Raw genomic sequence first — 21,659 nt, forward strand, 5'->3', positions numbered from 1 at the left:
CATCATAAGTTTTGTAGCTATTGTATTTGATAAGCATCCTTCAAATTGATCCTTCCAATTGAGTTATTTTAATCCATAAATTTAGCGAAACCGAATGGGTGCAAATATATTTGCAACCATTCGGTTTCGCAAAATGAAAAATACATATGATGAGACGAGATATTTTCCAGGCAATAGCTGACCCAACTAGACGGGCCATTCTTGCCTTGATTGCCTTACAGGCCATGACACCGAACGCCATCGCTGACAACTTCAATACCACCCGACAATCTGTTTCCAAACATCTACGCGTACTCACCGAATGTGAACTGGTGAAACCGCAACAGCAGGGTAGGGAGATTTACTATTCTCTTGAAATTGAAAAAATGAAAGAGATTGATCAGTGGTTGAACCCGTTTAGAAAGATTTGGGAGACTCGTTTTGATCAACTCGACCAGGTATTATCAACGCTTAAAAAACAGCAAAATGAAAACTGACTTGCTATTTGATTTTACCGTCGACAAAACGGCTAAAACAGTGAAGGTTACCCGAGAGTTTGATGCCGAGCTTTCGCTGGTATGGGATGCCTATACTAAACCGGAAATTCTTGACCAATGGTGGGCACCTAGGCCCTGGACCTCCAAAACAAAGTTTATGAATTTTGAAGTAGGCGGACGACGGTTTTATGCCATGGTAAGTCCTGAAGGACAGGAGCATTGGTCCATCCAAAGGTATACATCCATTAGTCCTAAAACGAACTTCAAAATGTTCAATGCTTTTGCCGACAAAGATGAAAATCCTGAGTTGCCCGGTTCTGACTGGGATTTTAACTTCAGCGAACACAACGGAAGAACAAAAGTCAGTATTACGATTTATAATGAATCCCTGGAACGTATGGAGAAGATGATTGAAATGGGCTTTAAGGAAGGAACGGCCATGAACATGAAAAACCTGGAAGAGTTATTGGCAAGTTTATCGCAACGAAAGTAAAGCATGGTTAATATCGGCTTAGCGAAGTTAGGACTGGATGGTTTATAGATTGAAAGGAGTATTAATAGGTTTGTGAAGTAGATAGCTGCCAATACCTCTACTAGGACTAAGTCGTAAATCGTTGATTACGAGTGCAAACAACTGGAAAGTAACACAATGGCGAACGGATTGTTGTGTACTACGTTTGAACTGCAAAGTTTCCTGCGGACGAATACTCGTTGGAAGCTTTGCAGTCCAGTGGGAGTAAAGCGGTAAAGATTGAACGTACTGAATTTGCTTTAGCTTGCTTGTTACCTGTGCAACGCTAGTGCTTAGCTCTGCCTCCTCCTGTCATTCCTGACAGTCTAAAGGTCACTGACCCAATGAAAAACTTTTCCTGTTATTCGCTTGCTACGGCTTAACTCTACAGGCTCAGCAGCTCACGACGTTCACTCCCCAACAACTTCAGCAGGATTTGGATAGTCTGCTTACGTATCTGGAAGAAGTTCGTCCAGATCTTTATAGTACGTATTCTCGCCAAGCTTTTTACAAGCAAATCTCCCAAATCAACACCAGATCAAAAGCGATCTTACACTGGTTGGAGTTTTACACGCTGGCCTCGCCACTGCTAGTCTACTGACAACTAAAATTGGCGAATTGGTTGATCGGAGAGATAACCTAGATCGCCGTCTGCAAAAAACGCCCTTTCTACAAGTCACCAGCTGACGACTCGAAGGCATTCTGCATACATAGTGTTGTACAAGCATTCATAGGTTAAGCGGTGACCTTATTTGCCCAATCCTCATAGAAGATGAGCACTTTTTAATTTATCAATGATCCGATTCGATATTTCATTCAAGCGGCGTTGTGAGTCATTAGTCATGGTATTGGTAATCAAAAAAACTCCGCATTGCTTTTTAGGATAGATAGCCAGCCAAGAAGAAGTGCCAAAAGTTCCTCCGTTATGGTAAAGCATTCGGCTCTCGGTATTGTAGTCGAATGTATTCCAAGCATAAGCTCTACCATATTGCTTGTTACCTGCTAATAGTCGTTGTGTCTGGCGAATGACCGGATCAGGATTGGTCAGATACATTTTCATATACATCGCCATCGAACTAGTGGATGCTTTCAATCCACCTGCATATAGGTAACTACCATTTTCCAAAGGCATCGTATGTCCTAAGCTGTCTTTCCCAACAGCTACTCGAGCCGTCCCATTGATAGGAACGTTAGTAAAGGTATGTTGCTCCCGGGAGCGGGAAAAGACGTATTTCTTTATTAATGCCTCAAACGATCGATTATAGACTTTTTCTAAAATATAACCCACTAACTGAACACCTGCATTGGAATATTGGTAATCTTTTCCTGTAGTGTTTTTCAGTGTTACCGTGGCTAAACGGTCAAAAAAGTCTTTCTTGGTTAAGGAACTGAAACAGCTTACCTGCTGATGAATGGTCATGGCTGTACTGTTACAATTAATATTCATTGGTAAACCGGATGTATGAGTAATCAGATGGCGAAGCGTAATCGGGCGATTGTTGTCTAACACAAGGTTAGGCCATGGTCCATCTAAAAACTTTCGTATATCCTCGTCAAGACTGAGTTTATGATCATAAACGGCCTGAGAAAGCAATAAGCCGGTGTACGTTTTTGTGATTGAACCGATTTCATAGAGTGTTTTGCCGTCAGGTTTTTTGCCATCATCCAACTTTCCCATATGAACTTGAATGACTTTGTTGTTGATATAGACCGCACTCGATACCGCCGAGAATTTTTTGTCAGTAAGCAGAACAGCCAGTTCGGTCTGGATGATCTGAGTGATTACGTCTTGATTATCCGGCTCACTCACTTGGGTAGCTATGCCAAACTTTCCTTTATCATTAACAGAAAGGCTTATTGACGGATTGGTTAAAACTGTACTACAAAAAGTCAGGGAAAAAATTATCAGAGAAAAGAATACGTTTTTACTCATATACTTGTAAGGAAGAGGGAGTGCTATCAATGGATCAAGACTGTAGATCGTTTACTAAATAATCTAAAATAATTCGGATGCCTCATCTGGACACATATTTTAAAGAAAATTTCAAATCAATTCTTAGTTTGAACTGACTTTCTGCGTTGACCCGTATCACTCATTTGGGTGCGGAAGGGGGTAACTACACTCCATAAGTAGATGTTGAACGTATCAGGATCGTTAAAACCATGGTAACTACCTGCTTGGTCTATCACTAAGTAGTTGAATAGGCAGAACTTTAATAAGCTTGGATTATAAGATGATTGGGAATTTATTTTTCGTTACCGCATGATAACCCATCAGGCAGAAGCGAGCAGTGGCTCTTTGCTTAACGCACAGACAATTATGCAACAAAAGTCAGTAATCATTACTCCCTTGAAGATTGTTGAGCTTGTAGTAGCAAGTTTTCTTCTGATAGTGTTGCTTCTATTTTTATTTGACTACTACCAAGTTGCTATCAAGAAAGATATTGCCGCGTACCCTTTGGGCTCAGAACTTGTCATGGAATCAGGTTGGCCTAGTTATGAATCTGCTGAAGCTTACAGCAGGGATTCTACTATTAATCTTGTCGCTTACGGATTGATTTTTATAATGCTCCTGAGAGGGGTATTCTCGAATAGAAATATATATACTCTTATTGCCTTCTTACTATTCATCTTGCATCTTCTATTAGCCCATATCGGTTACAAACTATCATTTTAATTCTTCATGACCTTTTACAACTGATTGATACACGTGAGATTGAAATCCTGCTTCTCGATTCGTCAGGTTATAACGTGTACAGTCAAAACATACCAAGAGCAGCTTTCTGCTGTTTGAAGAATTAAGAAGGCAGATCTATTTCTTTTATAGATTGGCATGCCAATCCAGAGGGCTATCAGACGCCAACTCACGCTCCCCGCCGGGCAGTACCCATCTGCACTGGCAATACCCCGTTTACCTTCCCTATAGCCGTGAATTACCGCTATTATTCTATAATAGAAATATTTTTGGGATCAGACCTAGTAAAGTTTGTCTAGTACTAATCGATTAAAGGGTCTGACCGTTACTTCGAATGCCTTCGCAGGTTGGTTAGATTTAAACTTTGAACGTATTTTTTGGGCTTCTTACCGATGTGTTTTTCAAATACTTTCGTGAAATGACCTAAGTTCTCAAAGCCCATTTGAAATCCAGCTTCCGATACCGATATATTTTCTTCGCGTAAAAGCCGTGCGGCTTCTTTCATACGCAGATGCTGATAGTAATCATAAATCCCCATACCAAATACCTGCGTGAAAACTTTACGGAGTTTTAATTCATTCATACCAGCAATTTCTTTCAAGGTAGCGATGGTACTAGGCTGGTCTAATGAGGACACAATTTTGTCCCTAACTCGGTAGATAGCCTGAACTTCTTTTCCACTCAGCTTCAAACCAGCAGAGCTTTCACGCTTCTTTAAACTTTCAAACAGATAGAAAAGCAATTCCATTGCCTTCAGTTTGTAATAAAAACCTTTCATAGTGAGGGGCTCTTCCTTTCTGACGATGTCATTTACGGTACGTAAAATGTCATCGGTCATCAATTCCTCTATCCAAAAATTAGTAGTACTATCAAAAAGATACTCGAAATGTTCAGCATCCTCCCTTAAAAGGTCCTTTAGATATTCGGCACTAATACTGATGGAAACATGGGTGACGCGAGTCCCTTTTTTGAAATGCAACGTTTGCCTGATCGAATATGGGAAAATACGCACATAAGGCGGTTCTAGGGGTTCAGTGTCGGTTCCATCTGGTGCCTTATCTTCAAAGATGTTATAAAAGACAAAACCAATACCGTCTTTAATATCAGAGGTGCCCGTTACGCGGGTAAAGTCCTCATTGGTGACAAATGAGCCGAAGTGCATGGCCATGTCTGGCAAAAAGATAAATCCTTTGAAGAAGTTAATCTGAAAATAGTGCAAGAACTCTTCAAAGGTAACACCCACCTTATTTGTGAACTGCTCAACACTACCGTCAAAATATTGGCTACTAGTGTTTTTCATTTTTACGATTAAAATTAGTTGTTTTTCGAATATTTTGCTCGTAAAGCTACCGATACTTTTGCGGTGTAATCAAATCTGTTACCGTAAAAAAATCGTAGTGATGAAAAAACAAGTGCTCATATCGGGTGCCAGCTTTGCTGGATTAACATTGGCCTACTGGCTGAATAAATTTGGTTATGGCGTTACTGTCGTGGAATTGGGTAAGGATCTTAGAACCAACGGCTCACCTATTGATGTGCGTGGTGAAGCATTGAACATAGTCAGCGATATGGGTATATTGGATCAGATCAAAGCGAATGAATTTGTTCATACTGATGAGGTCGTGAATGCCCAGGATCAAACCATCGCTACCTTTGCTATCAATACACTGCCGCAGTATTTAGGTGACATAGAAATACACCGGGGGGATTTGTTAAAAATTATCTACGAAGCGATTGCAAAAGAGGAGATTGAACTAATTTTTGGTACGAGCATCTCTTCATTGACTCAGCAGGAAGATCGGGTAGAGGTAACTTTTGAAAAAGGGCAAACCAAGTCGTATGATTTTGTTTTTGGAGCCGATGGCACCCACTCCAGCGTTCGGAAATTTGCTTTCGGACCCGAAGTTCAATTCAAAAAGTTTCTTGGGGTTTATTTTGCCTTTGCTAAAGCAGATCAGATCAAAACAGGTAGACCAACGTCTACGGGTATTGTGTATCGTGAAGTAGGGAAACAGGCCGTAGTGTATCAATTTAAAAATGGGGCCAATGCTATCCTTTTATTTCGATCGCCTCAATTGGATTGGAACTACCGCGATCACCATCAATCGAAGCAGATTTTAAGAGAACATTTCGGTACGAATACGAATTGGAAACTTCCGGAAATTCTAGATGCAATGCTTAAGGCGGATGAATTATATTTTGATGAAGCCTGTCAAATCCATATGCCGGATTGGACGGCCGGGCGAGTAGCTCTGGTAGGTGATGCCGCCTACGCCCCAAGCTTCTTTACCGGCATGGGTACGAGTTTAGCGATACAAGGGGCAACCCTGTTAGCTAAACAGCTCCACGCGAATGAAGATTATCGAATTGCTTTTTCAGCATACAATCAACTCTTTAAGCCTTTTGTCGAACAGGTACAAGCTCGCGTAAGCTTTGGATTAAAAGTTCAATTGCCTGAGACCGAAGAACAGTTACAGGCCTCTTACCAAGCTTTGAGTAATCCCAATCCATGAGCATACCTGTAAGTTCATTAGCTTCTAGATATTCAGGTAATCTTAGTACCCTGAGGTTATTAGCATGTATGATCGAAGTCTTTTTGAAAAGTTCAGCAGTAATTAGAGTAAATGATACGCTAGACTGATTAGAGAAGGGTTTTGTAATGCAGTTGATTGAATATACCAATTTTGAAGAATTGTTGCAGAATATAGATAAAGAGGGCGATTAAGTGTGGAACGATTTAAAATTTCAGGTCTTTACTCGTAAGCGTTCCGGCCGTGGTGCCGCAAAAGATTCAGCAGCAGGGAATGAGTGAGAAGAAGCTAGCTGAACTATTGGGTATGGGAGCCGCCAAGGTTTCCCATACCTTAAGCGGCAAACGAGAACCCGATGTTACGTTCTTGAAAGGCGTCCATCAAAAGCTCAGTATCGATGATCACTTGATTCTAGACTTCGTGTAGTAGGTAAGTACCAGAACGGAGTTTACTCGGTTCTGCCGGGAAAATGGATTTGTATTTTAATCTTCGAGTCCCTGAATTTCCGCTTACCTTTGCCAGCCATGAGAAAAATCACCGCCCTTTTCCTAAGCATACTGATGTTTACGGGCAGTTTGTTTCCGCAAACTGACATTGAGGAGGTGTATAAAATTCCGGGCTTACTCACGCATTTTCAGGAGCATCGGGCGAAGTTGCAACCGGATCTGAGCTTTTGGGGCTTTCTTCAAATGCACTATAGTCCAAGTTCTGAACACGCCAAGACGCCGCATCCTCACACGAAAATTCCCTTCTACAATCATTTATCCGCTGGGTTTTTGTTTGTGATTAGCGAATTCAAGGCGAGTCTTGAAAAACTGGTAGTTACCTTTTTCTCGTGCAACCACCAGTTTCAGTATTTAAATGCGTACGCCTATCAGACGTACGGTTCCCTACTCCGGCCTCCCCAGCTAGGTTAATTCCATTCTTACGGCTGATTCTACCGAACTACTCATTACCAGGTGAGCTCAACTAGGTGTGTTCTGCCGTTTGTATCAGCTCCCTTTTAGGCTCCAAGCGTTAAGCTAAGCTCGCTTTTGTAAAGGCGGGGCTGATCCTTCATTCATTTGTGGAATTAACCAAGGTACGTATGCTTCACGCGTTAATCGGATTTAGTATCCGAAACAAACTCGTCGTGGCCCTTGGCGTTTTGGCCCTGATGGCCTGGGGCGGCTATGCATTCATGCAATTGCCCATTGACGCCAATCCCGACATTACCAATAATCAGGTACAGGTCGTTACCCAGTCGTCTTCGCTGGCGGCTCAGGAAATGGAACAATTCATCACGTTCCCCCTGGAAACCAGCCTACGCAATATTCCGGGGGTTACTGAGATTCGCTCGGTTTCCCGCTTTGGACTGTCGGTCATTACCGTCGTCTTTAGCGATGCCGTAGATACCTACTTAGCCCGGCAACTAGTCAGTGAAAAAATTAAAGAATCCGAGCGGGACCTCATGGCGACAGAGGCGGCTCCCCAGATGGCTCCCATCACCACGGGTTTGGGCGAAATCTATCAGTATGTGCTGCGGGCGGCTCCTGGATACCAGGATCAATACGATGCGACCGAACTACGAACGATTCAGGACTGGGCCATCAAACGCCAGCTGGCGGGCGTATCTGGCGTAGTGGACGTAAGCAGTATGGGTGGGTATCTCAAGCAGTATGAAGTTAGTGTAAACCCCGAAAAACTGCGGGGACTCAACGTGACGATTGCCGAGCTGTTTACGGCTTTGGCTACCAATAATGCCAATACGGGAGGTAGTTACATCGAAAAAGGTCCCGAAGCCTTCTTTATTCGCGGGGAAGGTATGGTGCATAACGCAGAAGAAATTGGTCAGATCGTTGTTAAAACCATCAATCAAACTCCCTTGCTGGTAAAAGACGTAGCGGATGTACGTATAGGACATGCCGTAAGGTACGGAGCACTGACTCGAAACGGGGAAGGGGAAGTCGTGGGAGGTACGGTACTTATGCTCAAAGGAGCCAGTTCGGAGAAGACCATCAAGGGCGTCAAACAGCGGATGGACGAGATCCGCTCGACGCTTCCCAAAGGTCTGGTAATTGAACCTTTCCTGGACCGTACGGTACTGATCGACAAAGCCATTCATACCGTTGCTAAGAACCTCATCGAAGGCGGGGTGATTGTGATTATCGTGCTACTGATATTGTTAGGCAATCTGCGGGCGGGATTGATTGTGGCTTCCGTCATTCCGCTGTGCATGCTCTTTGCCCTGGGGTTGATGCATACGTTTGGGGTTTCGGCTAATCTGATGAGTTTAGGAGCCATTGACTTTGGCCTGCTCGTCGACGGAGCCGTGATTATCATTGAAGGGATGATTTTCTATCTAGTGCAGCAGAAAGGGCTCCTTGAGGAAAGTATGGACGAGGTGGCCCGCAAATCCGCTCAGCGTATGATGCAGTCGGCCCTGTTTGGCCAGCTAATCATCCTGATCGTCTATTTTCCCATTTTATCCCTGACGGGCATTGAGGGCAAAATGTTTCGGCCCATGGCTTTAACCGTAGGTTTTGCTCTGCTGGGGGCCATGCTTCTCTGTATCACCTATGTACCCATGATGGCAGCGGCCTTTTTGAAGCCAGATACCCAGGAAAGTGTTCTTTCTGAGAAAATCATGCATGGATTGCACCGGATTTATGATCCGCTCATTCGCCAGGCCCTTCGCTGGCGGGCGGCCGTTCTGGGCGGATCATTGGTACTACTGAGCGTGAGTGTATGGGTTTTTACTCGCATGGGCGGCGAGTTTATTCCGAATCTGGATGAAGGTGATCTGGCCATCAGCCTTACGCTCAAACCGGGTTCTTCGCTGAGTCAGACCATCGAGACCAGCACAAAAATCGAGCGGATTTTAAAAACGTCTTTTCCGGAAATCGCCGAAGTGGTCTCAAAAATTGGTACGGCTGAAATTCCTACGGATCCCATGCCGATTGAAGCCGGCGATATTATCGTACGGTTGAAAGAACCCAAGGAATGGGTGACGACGACGAGTAAAGCTGACCTGGTGGAAAAAATGGAAGCGGCCCTTCGTACCCTTCCCGGTGTGAACCTCGAATTTACCCAGCCCATTCAGCTTCGGTTTAATGAACTCATGACCGGGGTAAAATCCGACGTAGCCGTTAAAGTATACGGAGAGGACCTGGATACCCTCTTTAGCCGGGCTAATCAAATGGCTGGCGTCATGAGCAAGGTTCGGGGTGTAGCGGACTTGAAAGTCGAGCAGATTGTGGGTCTTCCCCAGATGCTGGTGTCTTACAACCGGGCCCGGCTGGCCGAGTACGGCATGAATGTATCAGCCCTCAATCAAATCCTGAAAACGGCTTTTGCCGGAGAGGCCACCGGAGTCGTATTTGAGGGGGAAAAACGCTTTGATCTGGTCGTGCGTCTGGATAGTACGCATCGCCAGGATATATCCGACATCCGGCAGATGTACGTGGACCTGCCCAATGGCAATCAAGTCCCTTTGGAAGAGCTGGCCAGTATTCGCTACAGCAACGCTCCCATGCAGATCTCGCGGGATAATGCCCGGCGACGAATTACGATTGGTGTAAACGTCAGAGGTCGTGATGTCGAAGGGCTTGTAGGCGAGATTCAACAGGTACTCGCTGAAAAAGTAAAACTTCCGCCCAATTACTCGATCACCTACGGCGGACAGTTTGAGAATCTGGTCAAAGCGAAGTCCCGCCTGCTGGTAGCCGTGCCGGTTTCGCTACTGTTGATTTTTGTGTTACTGTTTTTCACCTTCGATTCCATTAAACAGGCCCTGATGATCTATTCGGCCATTCCGCTTTCGGCCATTGGGGGCATCTGGGCACTTGAACTGCGAGGTCTCCCTTTTAGTATTTCCGCGGGTGTAGGTTTCATTGCCCTGTTCGGGATTGCCGTCTTAAACGGAATTGTACTCATCAGCTACTTCAACGAGTTGAAAGCAGAAGGCTCGACCAACCTCTGGCGGCGGGTGTTACGGGGCACTTCTGTACGCTTCAGACCCGTCGTGATGACGGCGGCAGTAGCTTCACTGGGCTTTTTGCCCATGGCTCTTTCCACGACTGCCGGGGCGGAAGTACAACGTCCGCTGGCCACCGTAGTCATCGGTGGCCTGGTTTCGGCCACCTTGTTGACGCTCATTATTCTGCCTATCCTATACAGCTATCTGGATGAACCCTGGAAAGTCAGCCGGAAGACGTTCGTTACTGGACTAATGCTGGGATTACTTATCCTGGGTAATCTGCCTACATCCGCTCAGGCATTGACGCTGGAACAGGCCCTTGCCCAAGCATTGGACCGTAATCAGCATCTAAAGTCAGCTGACGTTTCCGTGCAGGTTCAGGAAAAGTTACGCCGCTCCGCCTTTGACGTCCCTAAAACTACGCTTGATTTCCAGCGGGGACAAATCCAGGGCGTTCACCCGGATTACACCTTTAATGCCGTGCAGAACATTGCCTTGCCGGCCTTCTATCAGGCCCAACGTCGTTGGCAGGAAAGGCAGGTAGACATTGCCCGGCAGAACTACCGGATCACCCGGAAAGAACTGATTCGCGAGGTAAAAAGGGCGTATTATGACCTGCTGTTGCTGCACGCCCGGTTGAGCGTTTTGCAACAGCAGGATTCCGTTTTCACTAAAGCAGCTTATGCGGCAGGGGTCCGGTTCCGAACGGGCGAGAGTAATCGCCTCGAGCAGGTAACGGCTCAGGCCCGCCAGCGGGATATTCAAACCCAAATCCGCTCTGTAAAAACCCAGATCAGTATGGCCCGGCAATCCCTAGGGATTTGGTTGGGGCAGCCCGAAGGTGTAGGGATTGATACCACGCAGGCGATTCGTATTTCTTCCCGATTGTCCGCATCGCTCACTCCGGATCTTAACCCTGAGCTTCAGCTTTTAGCAAGCCAGCGGCAGGCAGAAGAGCAACGCGTGCAGGTTGAAAAGAAACGAGCTTTGCCCGAGCTGCGACTCGGCTATTTAAATCAATCCTTTGAAGGAAGCGGAGGTTTTCAGGCGGTACAGCTAGGAGTATCGATTCCGCTGGTGGCGGGCTGGTATAGAAGTCGGACCGAAGCGGCCCGGCTTAGTGCCCAGGCTACGCAGATTGAGTATGACTACCAGCTCAGTCGCTTTCAGGGACTCGCTGCCATCCACCAGCAGGAAGTCGCCCGAACGGCCCAGAATCTGGATTATTACCTGCAGACGGCACTCCCTCAGGCGGAATTTATTCTCAGCAACGCCCAAAAGAGCTATCTGGCGGGTGAAATCGAGTACGTGGAATTTGTACAAGCCAGCCTACAGGCCTGGCAGCTCAAAGAACAATACCTGGATCAGGTCTGGGCTTATAACCAGGCCGTCATTGAACTGGAATCTCTAGTACTTCCCATAGACTAAACGCATATGAAAAAAATACTTCTAATGGGCTGGGTGATGACCCTGGTGGCGTGCCAGTCCGAATCCACTCAGCAACAGACCCCAACGCAAGCGGTTGCTACCGCAGCCCCTAAACTGGAAATTGCATTACCCATATCTCTGGTAAAGCAGGCCGGCATTCAGGCAGGTCCTGCCCAGCAGATCAGCCTTTCGGAAATGATTCAGGCCAATGGTACGGTAGAAGCTCCACCGCAATACGTGGCTACCATTAGTGCCCCCTTGGGCGGCTTTGTCAAACAGATGAATCTGTTGCAGGGGAGCTATGTCGAAAAAGGACAGGTGGTACTTACTTTGGAGCATCCCGATTATATCAAGCTCCAGCAGGAGTATTTACAGGCTCTGAGTCGGGTGAACTTCCTGGAGCAGGAATTCGATCGGCAGGCCGAACTCGCCAAAGAAAACGTGGGAGCCCGCCGGAAACTCGAACAGTCTGAATCAGAATATACGTCCACCAAGGCACTGGTCGCTTCTTTGGAAGCCCAACTGCGGTTGCTGGGGCTTAACCCCAAGACCATACGTCAGGGCTCGATTTTGAGCAGTATCCAACTGCGGGCTCCCTTCAGTGGTTATGTGAGAAGTTTACAAGTGAATATTGGCAAGCACGTCAACGCTAATGAATCCCTGATGGAAATTGTCAACAAACAGCACCTGCACGTAGAACTTCAGGTTTTTGAAAAAGACATTAACAAAGTCAAAGAAGGGCAACTCATCCGCTTTACTCTGCCGCAGATGAACTCGGGCGAGCAAACGGCCCGGGTGGAGCTGGTGGCTAAAACGTTCGATGGGCAAACCAAAACGGTTCAGGTACATGGGCATTTATCCGAAGGGTACGAATCACTCGTGCCCGGTTCGTACGTGCGGGCTCGCATTGTGACCAGCGAGCACTTGGTTACAGCGGTTCCCAGCGATGCTCTAGTGCGAGATGGTAACCGAAATTACGTTTATGTTGTCGTTAAAAAAGATCCTGGACAATGGGTATTTAAAAAAGTACCCGTGCAAACCGGAACAGTAGAGAAAGGCTATACGCAAATTACCCTTGACCAGGCCTCTCCCTATTCAGCAGAAATTGTTCAAAAAGGGAGCTATTTTATTAGTGCAGAACTGGCTAAAGCAGAAGGCTAACCTCTTAGGGCCTGGCTTTTAAACTTTTGAAAGGCTGGGCCCTTTACAACTATACCTATGGAAAAACCAATAGCACAGACCGGTGCTCAGCGGGGACAACAAACCACGCTAATCGGTATTGCGGTCAACGTAGTACTAGTGATTGTGAAAGCAACAGCTGGCTGGCTGGGAAACTCCTACGCACTCATTGCCGATGCTCTAGAATCAGCCACCGATATCGTCACTTCTACATTCGTTTGGCTGGGTCTCAGGGTAGCCTCGCGAAGGCCCGATGAAAACCATCCCTATGGGCATGGTAAAGCCGAACCGCTGGCGGCCCTACTGGTGTCATTGGCTTTGGTAGCTGCTGCCATCCTGATCGCCGTGGAAAGCGTCCATAACATTCGAACGCCGCACGAAACACCTAAAGCCTTTACGCTACTTGTTTTGGCGGGCATTGTCCTGGTTAAAGAAGTCTTGTTTCGTAAAATGAATCAGGTCGGATCGGAGGTGGATAGTAGTGCGGTTAAAGCCGATGCTTGGCACCAGCGGAGTGATGCCATTACTTCGCTGACGGCTTTTGTAGGCATTAGTATTGCTCTAATGGGCGGTCCGGGTTACGAATCGGCCGATGACTGGGCGGCCCTGCTGGCCTCGCTGGTCATTGTCTTTAATGCCTACCATATCTTCCGGCCTTCGTTCGGCGAAATCATGGATGAATCCCCCGCCGGAGCCTGGAAAACCGAAATTGAAGCCATTGCTTTGAGCGTTCCTCAAGTCGAAGGCGTTGAAAAATGCCTGGTACGGAAGACGGGGTTTGAATATTTCGTGGATTTACACGTGGAAGTAGACGGCAATTTGACCGTCCGGGAAGGCCACGCCATTGCTCACCGGGTCAAAGAAGCTATCAGGGCTCAGAAACCCGCTGTTTACGATGTACTCATTCATATTGAACCCAGCTCATGAAAAAAATGGGGTGGATGCTCACTTGCATGGCTTCGGCCTGCCAAATGAGTCCGAATTCTTTGCTGATCGAAGATTGGAATCCAGGTCATACCAGAAAGGTAGAAGTGTATCTGGAAAAAGACTGGATGACTTCATCCGAGCAGTTTCGTCTGCGTCTATACCCTTCCACAAAAAGTAGAGCAATGGATTTAGCCGTTTTTGATGCGAATTACCACCGACTTCGATTGAGTAGCCGCTTAATTCACTTGAGCTGGCAGGGCAATGATTCGTTACGCGTCTACTATGACGATCATTTGAAGCGGCAGGTTCTTCAAGCCGAGCCAGCTGGATTGATGATCAACTATATCAAACAGTAATTCCAGAAAGTGGTAGCCTTTAAAGCGAGTCGTATGGGTTTATCTTGGTTAGGAAGAGGCCATCGGACTTGTCTTTGGATAAGGAGTTGAATCATCTCATCAGAGCTTAGGCTTTGTTAGAGTAGACTCGTTGAGCGTAGCTGAGGTTTCAATAATCCAGTACTGGCTCGACTCGTCAAATAGAAAGGTATATTCTTCAGCGTAAGTTGCCTGTCTATTTGTTTTCATTAAATATATCATGACTTAAATTGCTTATATTCAGACCCATAAAACCAGACTTCTATGAAAAAAATAATAATGATCCTTTGGATTTTATGGGGCGGTTGTTCAACTGGCTTTGCTCAGATAGATACCGTAAGTTTTCCGAAGGAAAGACAACAAATCCGGGAACTTCTTCATCAGAGAAAACCGGATGGAGTAGTAGACTGTAGTGATTTTATCGCCGTTGGGCCGAAGGGAGATATTTCTTTTTCTCATCAACAATGGCAGGCCGTGCAAGCGAAGGAAAAGGTAGTTTTTAAATCGGTACGGATCATGCCAGGGCACGAAATCATTCGTATCTACGAGGGAAAGGTCGCCGTAGTCAATTTTCTGGCCGCTGTAAACCTATTGGTCGATGGACGTGACGTAGCTATCAAGGTCAGACGGCTGGAAGTATACCATCAATCGCCTACGGGCTGGTGCCGGGTGGCAGGCCAAGGGACTCAGGTGGATGAGCAAATGTTTCCCGTAAAAGAATAACTCATTTACTGACCAAGCCCAATACTTACTTCGAAGGACAGGCTCTGCGGTCGCGATAGCTCAGTATGCCCGTCGAAGTCCACCATCCGCAGGCAGTAGTAATTCAACCCGTTGGCTAGGTCATGCTGTTGCCCACCGCCGCCACCGAACCTAGCTTCCGCCAGCTGCGTCCATCCAGGCTGTGCTCGACTTCGAGGCTTTTCTTGTTCTTCTCCTGCAAGGTCACCTAATTCAGCTGAGCACTCGGGCCTTCTTTGCTGGCCACGAAGCTCCCCGGCGTGACCGGGGTGGGGCCTACGGCGTCAACGACACTATTGGCTCCCTAGTTGGTTCCATTGGGATTCCACGAAGGTCAATGATCAGGTTTTTACTAGATCAGGTGACAACCAAACAAATAAAATTAATAGATAGACTTTTATCTCTTAGATACTTTTGAGGCTCCATTGTCTACTCTACCTATAATCGGGTCGTTATAGATAACCTAAAAGTGTTAGCTATCCAGTACTAGCGAATGAAGAATGGGATGACTGACAAATCCGCGAATCGTCCACCTAAAACCTTATTTTGCTATCCAGTTTGATTTACGGGTCCGATACATTTGCCTATCATTTGATTACAGGCTATTACGGAAACAAATCAAACAAAAACAATGGAAGAAACCAAAGTCGTTATCATCGGAGCTGGTGTCTGCGGACTGACGCTAGCCGCGTTTTTACAGAAGGCCAAAATACCTTTTGTCATAGTAGAAAGGCGTGATCGTGCCTATATTGAGACGCGGCAACGTGCTGGCGTAGTTGATTCCCGAGCCGTGCGGATGTTTGAAGAATGGGGGTTAGCGGACCAATTACTCAGCGGTCCGGCTGCGTACGCTATTGAGTATCGCCTCAATGGCTTGCCCCGGGTGTTTAGCGGCATCGGCGACGACGGTGCTCAAAGTCTGTTTTGTACGCAGCAGATGCTGGTTAATAATTTACTACGAGATCTAGTGGATGTAACGGCAGCAGACGTTCGGTTTGAGGCCGTTGACGTCACCATTCGGAACGAAAAAAAGGAACGTCCCCAGGTTTCGTATACTGATCAAAGTGGTCAGCATCAAATTGTTTGTGACTATATTGCGGGGTGTGATGCCGATCGAGGAGTCAGCCGATCATCGATTCCTGAAGAACTATTAACTAAGTATAGTTATGAGTATGGGTACGCCTGGTTAGCCGCTCTGGCTGAAGCCCCAGTAACAGGTTATCCCATTATGGCAATCAGTGAACATGGATTTGCCGCTCAACTTCCGCGTGGTCCGCAACGGAGTCGGTATTATTTGCAATGTGCTTTAAGTGATCAGGCAGCAGATTGGCCGAATGAGCGTATTTGGGATGAAATTAGGCGTAGAGTAGGGGATGATTCCATTGAAAACGCTCCCATACACCAGATCGAATTTGTTCCCTTTCGGTCTGTCGTTTACTCACCTATGCAGTATAATAATCTTTTCCTGGCCGGTGATGCCGCACACCTTGTTCCTCCGGTAAGTGCCAAGGGAATGAATCTAGGGCTTTACGATGTGGATATACTGGCCCATGCCCTAATCAGTGCGATTAAGGACCACGATACAACCGCGTTGGAACATTATTCTACTACCTGTTTGGCCCATGTATGGAATTATCAGGATTTTGCACTATGGATGGCTGACACCATGCATGATGCAGGTGATCCTTCGCAGTACGGAGCATTTCGTCAGATGGTTGCCCGTGCTCGTTTAGATAATCTGTTTCATTCACCTACTGCAGCTCGTCTGCATATGGAATATCAGGGCGGTACTAACTAAGTCTGCCAACATCATCGTTTTTTTAGGAGCTTTGGTCTGCCTATGATTAAAAGAACAAAAATACCAGTTCACCAGATGCATGACTGGTTTTCAGGCGTCTATATACAGTCAATGGATGCCCCAAAGCTTCACCATCCCCAGTACGAGATGTCGCAACCACACCGGCATGACTATTATTACTGTATAGTACTCGATAAAGGGCAGATGGAGCTAGAAGTCGATTTTGAAAAGGTTAAGTTGAGCGATCACCATATTTTTGTTTCTTATCCAGGTCAGATCCATCATATCGTATCCGCCCAGGTAGAGCGTGGTTGGTTTCTGGCATTTGATCCTGCCATACTTGACGTAAATCTGAGAAGCATCCTCGATCAATGTCTAGCCGAAATCATTTTGATACCGGTAGCGTCACAGCAATTTGCACACTTCTATTCTTTGATAGGCCATCTCTATTCAATCTATAAGGAACCGGCACCGTTATTTCAAGAGCAAGTTATTCAGGGAATGCTCAGTTCACTTCTTTATCTATTCGCTTCCGTCTACTTACAGCAAGAAAGGTCGAGGCTACGCACGCATTCTACCCGTAGTATTGAGATTACTAAGATTTTCCGGCAGATGCTTCGAAACAACTTCCGTACCCTGAAAAGCACCTCACAGTATGCGGCTGAAATGTTCATTTCAGCCAACCACTTGAATGATACGGTCAAATCCGTGACCGGCTTCCCGGTCACTTACCATATTCAGCAAGAATTAATGCGGGAAGCCCGACGCTTATTATATTATTCTGACCACACCATACTCGCAGTAGCAGATGAGCTGGGTTTCAATGATATAAAGTATTTTACTCGTTTATTCAGCAAAATAATCGGCGTTGCCCCGAGCACATTCAAGAAAGTAAAGAGCGACCTAAATAAAGTTCGTTTCAAGTCGATATAAAACCTTAAGATCCGGATAGCTATACTAGTTGCCTCAGGTTACCTTACCGGCTTTCACCTTCGCAACAATTATACTCCGATAGATGGAACGTTAAAGTTCGTTTAATAAATTTGGTGAGCAGGAATGGGGCAGCGGTAAAACAAGAGTTTAGCTATTCACAGTACTGGGCTAAAATTGACTTGTTTACAAACTGTTTAGGAAAGTTTACTTTTCATGACAGTCGTATAAAAGATGTCATAAAAAAGGCTTCAAAAGGCTACGTTTTACTTTTCCTTTTTCCAGTCTACATCTTTTTTATTGCGATAGTAACTGGCCATGGAAGTAACGGCCTCCTTGGTATCTTTTTCAAAGCTAAAACTTAATTCAGCTTCCTTAATAAAGAAAAGGCCGTCGCTTCTGGGGTGCAATTGAACCTTTGGTAAACGAGATTTGGGATTAGTCGCTCGGATGTATAACTTATTTTCTTCCCGGGTGATCACCATCTGATAGGATTTTTTGTACGTATAGGTTCCTACGTACGCTTGCAACTGGGGAATTGTCAACACATACGGTTTTCGCCCGAATACTTGACCGATAACATCATTAGTAAGCACCGTCCAATCCATATCCGTCTCATATCCATTAAATAGCGTCGTTACGAAAAGATCCGCTTGGGGCAAATACACGGCATTGGTTTGAAAGCCATCCGTGGAGCCGGCGTGCTCAATGGTAGTTTGCCCGTCCAGTTCTTTCCTATACCAACCATAGCCATACGGAGAGTCCGTTCCATTGGTAAGCTTGAAGGAAGCCCAGGCTTTTTTAAGTAAGGTATCACTGATGAGTTTTCCTTCCAGCAAAGCCTGATGCCAGGTGAGTAGATCTGTTGCCGAAGAAAGTAACCCTCCGGCGGCATACAACGTGGAGACTTCCTGTAGGCTAGCTTGTTCTGTTTTTCCGTCTGCTTTGGTGTAACCCGTAGGCATGGGGCTTACCGGGCGGTTGGGGTTAATGTATGAGGTATGAGTAAGGTTCGCTTTAGACAAAACATGCTCGTAAAGGTACTCCTCGTAGGGTTGTCCCGTAATGACTTCAATGAGGTACCCTAATAAATAGTAATTGGAATTACTGTATTCAAACTGGCTTCCGGGTACAAAGCTCAGCGGTTCATCTTTAAAGTAATCGACCCCCTGGGCGGGCGTATAGGTAGGTCGTTGCTGGGTAGGATTATTGATTTCAAAGTAGTTTTTAAGGCCAGAAGTGTTCGTAAGCAGGTGCTCAATGGTAAGGGTGTACCCTTTGCTGGGGAAGTTTTTAATGTAAGTTTGAATCGAGTCCTGAAGGGAGAGTTTGCCCGCTTCTGCGAGCTGAAGTATGGCAATGGCGGTAAACTGTTTGGTAATGGAGCCGATCCGAAAGATCATATCGGGTTGCATGGGCATATTCTTTTCCAAATCCGCTTTTCCAAACGCTTTATGATAAAGGATATTTCCCTGCTTAGCGATCAGCAATACGCCGCCGGGGGCAATGTCAGGCAGACGTTGGGAAAAAAGCGAATCAATCTCAAGGCTAAGGTTACTGTCAAATGTTCTTTGAGCGTAAACGTCAAGGATAGGAAAGAGAAAAAGGAAGGTACAAATCCAGCGATTGAATGGCATCTTTCTGGTTTAGTTAGTTCTATAAGTACTAGTTACATGAAGTGTTGCAAAAAACAGAATATAGTCCCTTGCCTGTTTCACCTTAGTATGCTAAGCTTAGTTACTACTTAGTTACTACTTAGTTACTACTGGTTCTCTCCTGCTAGCCAACGAGCCATAAGTTGTCCCCTCTCAGTAAGCCTATATCGCTGTAAAGGGCTGTTAGGCTTCGCTTTAATAACGGGGCTAATTACTTCTAATAGAATCAAGGGTTCTAAGTACCGTTCCGCATTTTTAGTTTGATTACTTAAGCCAATCTCTTCTAAAACCTCTTTTCTTTTCATGGGCGGCTTACTAACCATGGCTGAAATAATGGCAAGCGAAGAAGGTTCTAGGTTCTCTATGATTGACTGATAGGTTTTTATTTTTTCTTCAGTGAGTGCAATATCTTCATAAGCAAAAACCTGTTCTGATAAATACTGTAGTAGTTTACTTGGTTTCGCCGTATTAAAATCGAAGTAAGATCTTTCTTCTCTCTTGATGAATTCGGGGTGTATAGGAAAGGTGACTTCAAAGTACGTACGCTCCTCATCCATATCAAATTCAGCCACTGGGGAGCCGTTTTGCTTTAAGGTTTTCATGATCAAAGCTATACCCGTGGCATGGCCTTCCGTCAATCGTAAGGCTTTCAGGAAATCACCCAATCTGCGATTCCGATACCGTTTTGGTCTGGGGTGCCCAAGACGTAGGTCATCCAGCTTCACGGATCGATCAGGCCCTCCCGAATTAAAAAGTATGATTTTATCTGGATAGATGAATACCTTAATAGGTTCTCTCACCTGATAATCCCGGTGGAAAATGCAGTTAGCAATGGCTTCTTGTAATGCAATTAAGGGGTAATTGAAGACTCGGACTGATTCTGCCTGGGATTCGAGCTTGATCACTTTTTCTAAAAGGACCTGTGAAACCAGGTAATCGGTGAGTTGCCTGATCTGATGGTGAACGGGTCCAGTAAAGCGAGTTTCCGTGAAGTCTCGATCGGCGGGACCCTGCGTATACCGGACTACTTCAATATACGTATAAGTAAAGAAACGATCGGGCCGCTCCGAGAAAAGCATCAAGGAGACGTTACGAGGGAATTCTTGCTCAAGAGGTCCGGAAAGCAAAGCCATTTGCTGGAGTAAATCCCGCTTGGTGGTTTGTTCCAGGTTATCCAGGAGCCGGCTGTTCGTTTGCTGCAAGTACTCCCTGATCCAAAATAAAGAAATATCTTCTAAGCTGGCCTGCGTATTCGGGCGATCGTCGAAAGGTACCTGATTGGCTAAACTAATAAGCTCCTGCTGCTCGGACAGAGAAGCTTTGACGGAATTAGCATACTTGCGAATATAGTAGTGAAAGGTCTTCTGCTTATCGGTGATGACTTCCGGTACCTGGTGGGGCCGATTAGAGCTTCCCGGTACCCAGATTACCAATAGCTTTTTTTGATCTACGTCTTCAATGAAAAGCCTGGGGTAGTATTCGGGCCGAATGAGTTGATTGAATCCGATCATTTCTCGTTGAATCTTATCCAACAGCTCCAAAGGCAGTCCCTTCACCGGACGCTGAGCAATGCCGTCCTTTTCCTCAATCCCCACGATGATGTACCCGCCTCCAAGGTTATCAAAATCATTAGCAAAGGCACAGATACTACGGTAAATGGCATTCGGATTCCAGCCTTCTTTAAACTCAATACGGTCTGACTCGACCGAAGTATGATTAATAAGACTTTCTAAATCAATGGGTAAGCTCATGGAGGTATTAAGAAATGAACTTGAAAATAAGCTCTTTTTCCAAGTTTTTTACCTTCATTTTGAAAATGAATGGATCTTCTGAAGATGCGGATGATAATGTCAGCATGCACATAACCAAGCATTGATTTGGCTTTCGTGTTAGGCAGGATCATTTCCCCCCGTTGATGGAGGAGTCCCCGCCCCCGGTTGCTCATTCCAATAAACGTAGCTCGCTTATTGGAATGAGCAACCGCACAAAACTCCGCTGTTGTGGAGAAGAATTTTCGACTAATTAGTATATAAACCGGTCCGGCTGAGGCTACTGATTTTTCAGATTGTCGTGAGCCGTCCACCGGTACTGCCCAGAAGAGGTCTTTCACATAGTCTCTGTACTTGATCTGCTTCCAATAAAAGGTAATCTTGATTGGTTGTGACTCAGGAGGGGCGTATCATAACCAAGCCTGCCTATAGCTCCAGTACTTACTTTCAGCAGGGTAAAGCAAAGGTAAAAACTGCTTGGATGCATTACACCATTGCTGAATACCATCGGCGACTCGACTGGGGGTTTAATCCAATCCTACACGTATGGATACGGATTGGAGCAGCCTTGGTTCTTTCCATAGGACGTTGGTGGTTGCTTATAGAACACGAAGCCAGCTCAGCTAAATAAACCCTATGCTCAATGCTCAGTCGGATCAGTATAATAGAAAAACTGGTGCTTTCGTC

Annotated in this window: 18 protein-coding genes; 13 read left to right on the top strand and 5 right to left on the bottom strand. The window is 45.7% G+C overall.

The features are described from left to right. The first annotated feature begins 149 nt into the window (after positions 1 to 149). Together ACOJTG_RS23055 and ACOJTG_RS23060 are read left to right on the top strand one after the other, a co-directional pair. On the top strand, positions 150 to 476 hold the full coding sequence (locus tag ACOJTG_RS23055) for an ArsR/SmtB family transcription factor (RefSeq protein WP_420155988.1): 327 nt from the start codon (positions 150 to 152) through the stop codon (positions 474 to 476). Further along, a complete protein-coding gene (locus ACOJTG_RS23060; RefSeq protein WP_420155960.1) occupies positions 466 to 969 on the top strand; it encodes an SRPBCC family protein in 504 nt (167 codons plus the stop codon). The genes ACOJTG_RS23055 and ACOJTG_RS23060 overlap by 11 nt, the downstream gene beginning before the upstream one ends. Positions 970 to 1,750: 781 nt before the next feature. Here the strand turns inward: ACOJTG_RS23060 and ACOJTG_RS23065 are convergent. Further along, positions 1,751 to 2,920, bottom strand: a complete 1,170-nt coding sequence (locus tag ACOJTG_RS23065) for a serine hydrolase domain-containing protein (RefSeq protein WP_420155961.1) — start codon at positions 2,918 to 2,920, stop codon at positions 1,751 to 1,753. 330 nt (positions 2,921 to 3,250) lie between these two features. Between ACOJTG_RS23065 and ACOJTG_RS23070 the strand changes: the two genes are divergently transcribed. Further along, on the top strand, positions 3,251 to 3,664 hold the full coding sequence (locus tag ACOJTG_RS23070; protein ID WP_420155962.1) for a hypothetical protein: 414 nt from the start codon (positions 3,251 to 3,253) through the stop codon (positions 3,662 to 3,664). 343 nt (positions 3,665 to 4,007) lie between these two features. Here ACOJTG_RS23070 and ACOJTG_RS23075 read toward each other — a convergent pair whose 3' ends face one another. Next, entirely contained in the window at positions 4,008 to 4,982 is a 975-nt protein-coding gene (locus ACOJTG_RS23075) for a helix-turn-helix transcriptional regulator (RefSeq protein WP_420155963.1), read from the bottom strand. Positions 4,983 to 5,082: 100 nt separating this feature from the next. On the opposite strand from ACOJTG_RS23075, the gene ACOJTG_RS23080 reads away from it, so the two are divergent. The 10 genes from ACOJTG_RS23080 to ACOJTG_RS23125 all read left to right on the top strand — a co-directional run bounded on the left by ACOJTG_RS23080 (position 5,083) and on the right by ACOJTG_RS23125 (position 17,551). Further along, positions 5,083 to 6,195 (top strand): FAD-dependent monooxygenase, encoded by a 1,113-nt coding sequence (locus ACOJTG_RS23080; RefSeq protein WP_420155964.1) that lies wholly within the window; start codon positions 5,083 to 5,085, stop codon positions 6,193 to 6,195. A 261-nt stretch (positions 6,196 to 6,456) separates the two neighbouring features. After that, positions 6,457 to 6,639 carry a helix-turn-helix domain-containing protein gene (locus ACOJTG_RS23085; protein ID WP_420155965.1) on the top strand — a complete coding sequence of 61 codons (183 nt, stop codon included), beginning with the start codon at positions 6,457 to 6,459 and terminating at the stop codon, positions 6,637 to 6,639. 98 nt (positions 6,640 to 6,737) lie between these two features. Continuing rightward, complete coding sequence (locus ACOJTG_RS23090) at positions 6,738 to 7,130, top strand: hypothetical protein (RefSeq protein WP_420155966.1); 393 nt, start codon at positions 6,738 to 6,740, stop codon at positions 7,128 to 7,130. Between the two features lie 170 nt (positions 7,131 to 7,300). Further along, a complete protein-coding gene (locus tag ACOJTG_RS23095; protein WP_420155967.1) occupies positions 7,301 to 11,599 on the top strand; it encodes a CusA/CzcA family heavy metal efflux RND transporter in 4,299 nt (1,432 codons plus the stop codon). 6 nt (positions 11,600 to 11,605) lie between these two features. Then, the gene (locus ACOJTG_RS23100) at positions 11,606 to 12,760 is read left to right on the top strand and encodes an efflux RND transporter periplasmic adaptor subunit (protein ID WP_420155968.1); all 1,155 of its coding nucleotides are present in this window, start codon (positions 11,606 to 11,608) and stop codon (positions 12,758 to 12,760) included. 57 nt (positions 12,761 to 12,817) lie between these two features. Further along, positions 12,818 to 13,705, top strand: a complete 888-nt coding sequence (locus tag ACOJTG_RS23105) for a cation diffusion facilitator family transporter (RefSeq protein ID WP_420155969.1) — start codon at positions 12,818 to 12,820, stop codon at positions 13,703 to 13,705. Beyond that, complete coding sequence (locus tag ACOJTG_RS23110) at positions 13,702 to 14,061, top strand: hypothetical protein (RefSeq protein WP_420155970.1); 360 nt, start codon at positions 13,702 to 13,704, stop codon at positions 14,059 to 14,061. Before ACOJTG_RS23105 ends, ACOJTG_RS23110 begins: the two co-directional genes overlap by 4 nt. 282 nt (positions 14,062 to 14,343) lie before the next feature. Further along, positions 14,344 to 14,802, top strand: a complete 459-nt coding sequence (locus tag ACOJTG_RS23115) for a hypothetical protein (protein ID WP_420155971.1) — start codon at positions 14,344 to 14,346, stop codon at positions 14,800 to 14,802. A gap of 649 nt (positions 14,803 to 15,451) precedes the next feature. After that, positions 15,452 to 16,618, top strand: coding sequence for a 4-hydroxybenzoate 3-monooxygenase (locus ACOJTG_RS23120; protein WP_420155972.1), 1,167 nt, complete (start codon positions 15,452 to 15,454; stop codon positions 16,616 to 16,618). A gap of 75 nt (positions 16,619 to 16,693) precedes the next feature. Continuing rightward, a complete protein-coding gene (locus tag ACOJTG_RS23125; protein WP_420155973.1) occupies positions 16,694 to 17,551 on the top strand; it encodes a helix-turn-helix domain-containing protein in 858 nt (285 codons plus the stop codon). Positions 17,552 to 17,814: 263 nt separating this feature from the next. Here ACOJTG_RS23125 and ACOJTG_RS23130 read toward each other — a convergent pair whose 3' ends face one another. The 3 genes from ACOJTG_RS23130 to ACOJTG_RS23140 all read right to left on the bottom strand — a co-directional run bounded on the left by ACOJTG_RS23130 (position 17,815) and on the right by ACOJTG_RS23140 (position 21,313). Continuing rightward, on the bottom strand, positions 17,815 to 19,185 hold the full coding sequence (locus ACOJTG_RS23130; protein WP_420155974.1) for a serine hydrolase: 1,371 nt from the start codon (positions 19,183 to 19,185) through the stop codon (positions 17,815 to 17,817). Between the two features lie 125 nt (positions 19,186 to 19,310). Next, positions 19,311 to 20,954: an RNA-binding domain-containing protein gene (locus ACOJTG_RS23135; protein WP_420155975.1), complete on the bottom strand. Its 1,644-nt coding sequence runs from the start codon at positions 20,952 to 20,954 to the stop codon at positions 19,311 to 19,313. Then, entirely contained in the window at positions 20,951 to 21,313 is a 363-nt protein-coding gene (locus ACOJTG_RS23140) for a S41 family peptidase (RefSeq protein WP_420155976.1), read from the bottom strand. The genes ACOJTG_RS23135 and ACOJTG_RS23140 overlap by 4 nt, the downstream gene beginning before the upstream one ends. Positions 21,314 to 21,659: the final 346 nt, after the last annotated feature.

Origin of the sequence: Siphonobacter sp., from assembly GCF_048595215.1 — a bacterium.
Classification (GTDB): Bacteria; Bacteroidota; Bacteroidia; order Cytophagales; family Spirosomataceae; genus Siphonobacter.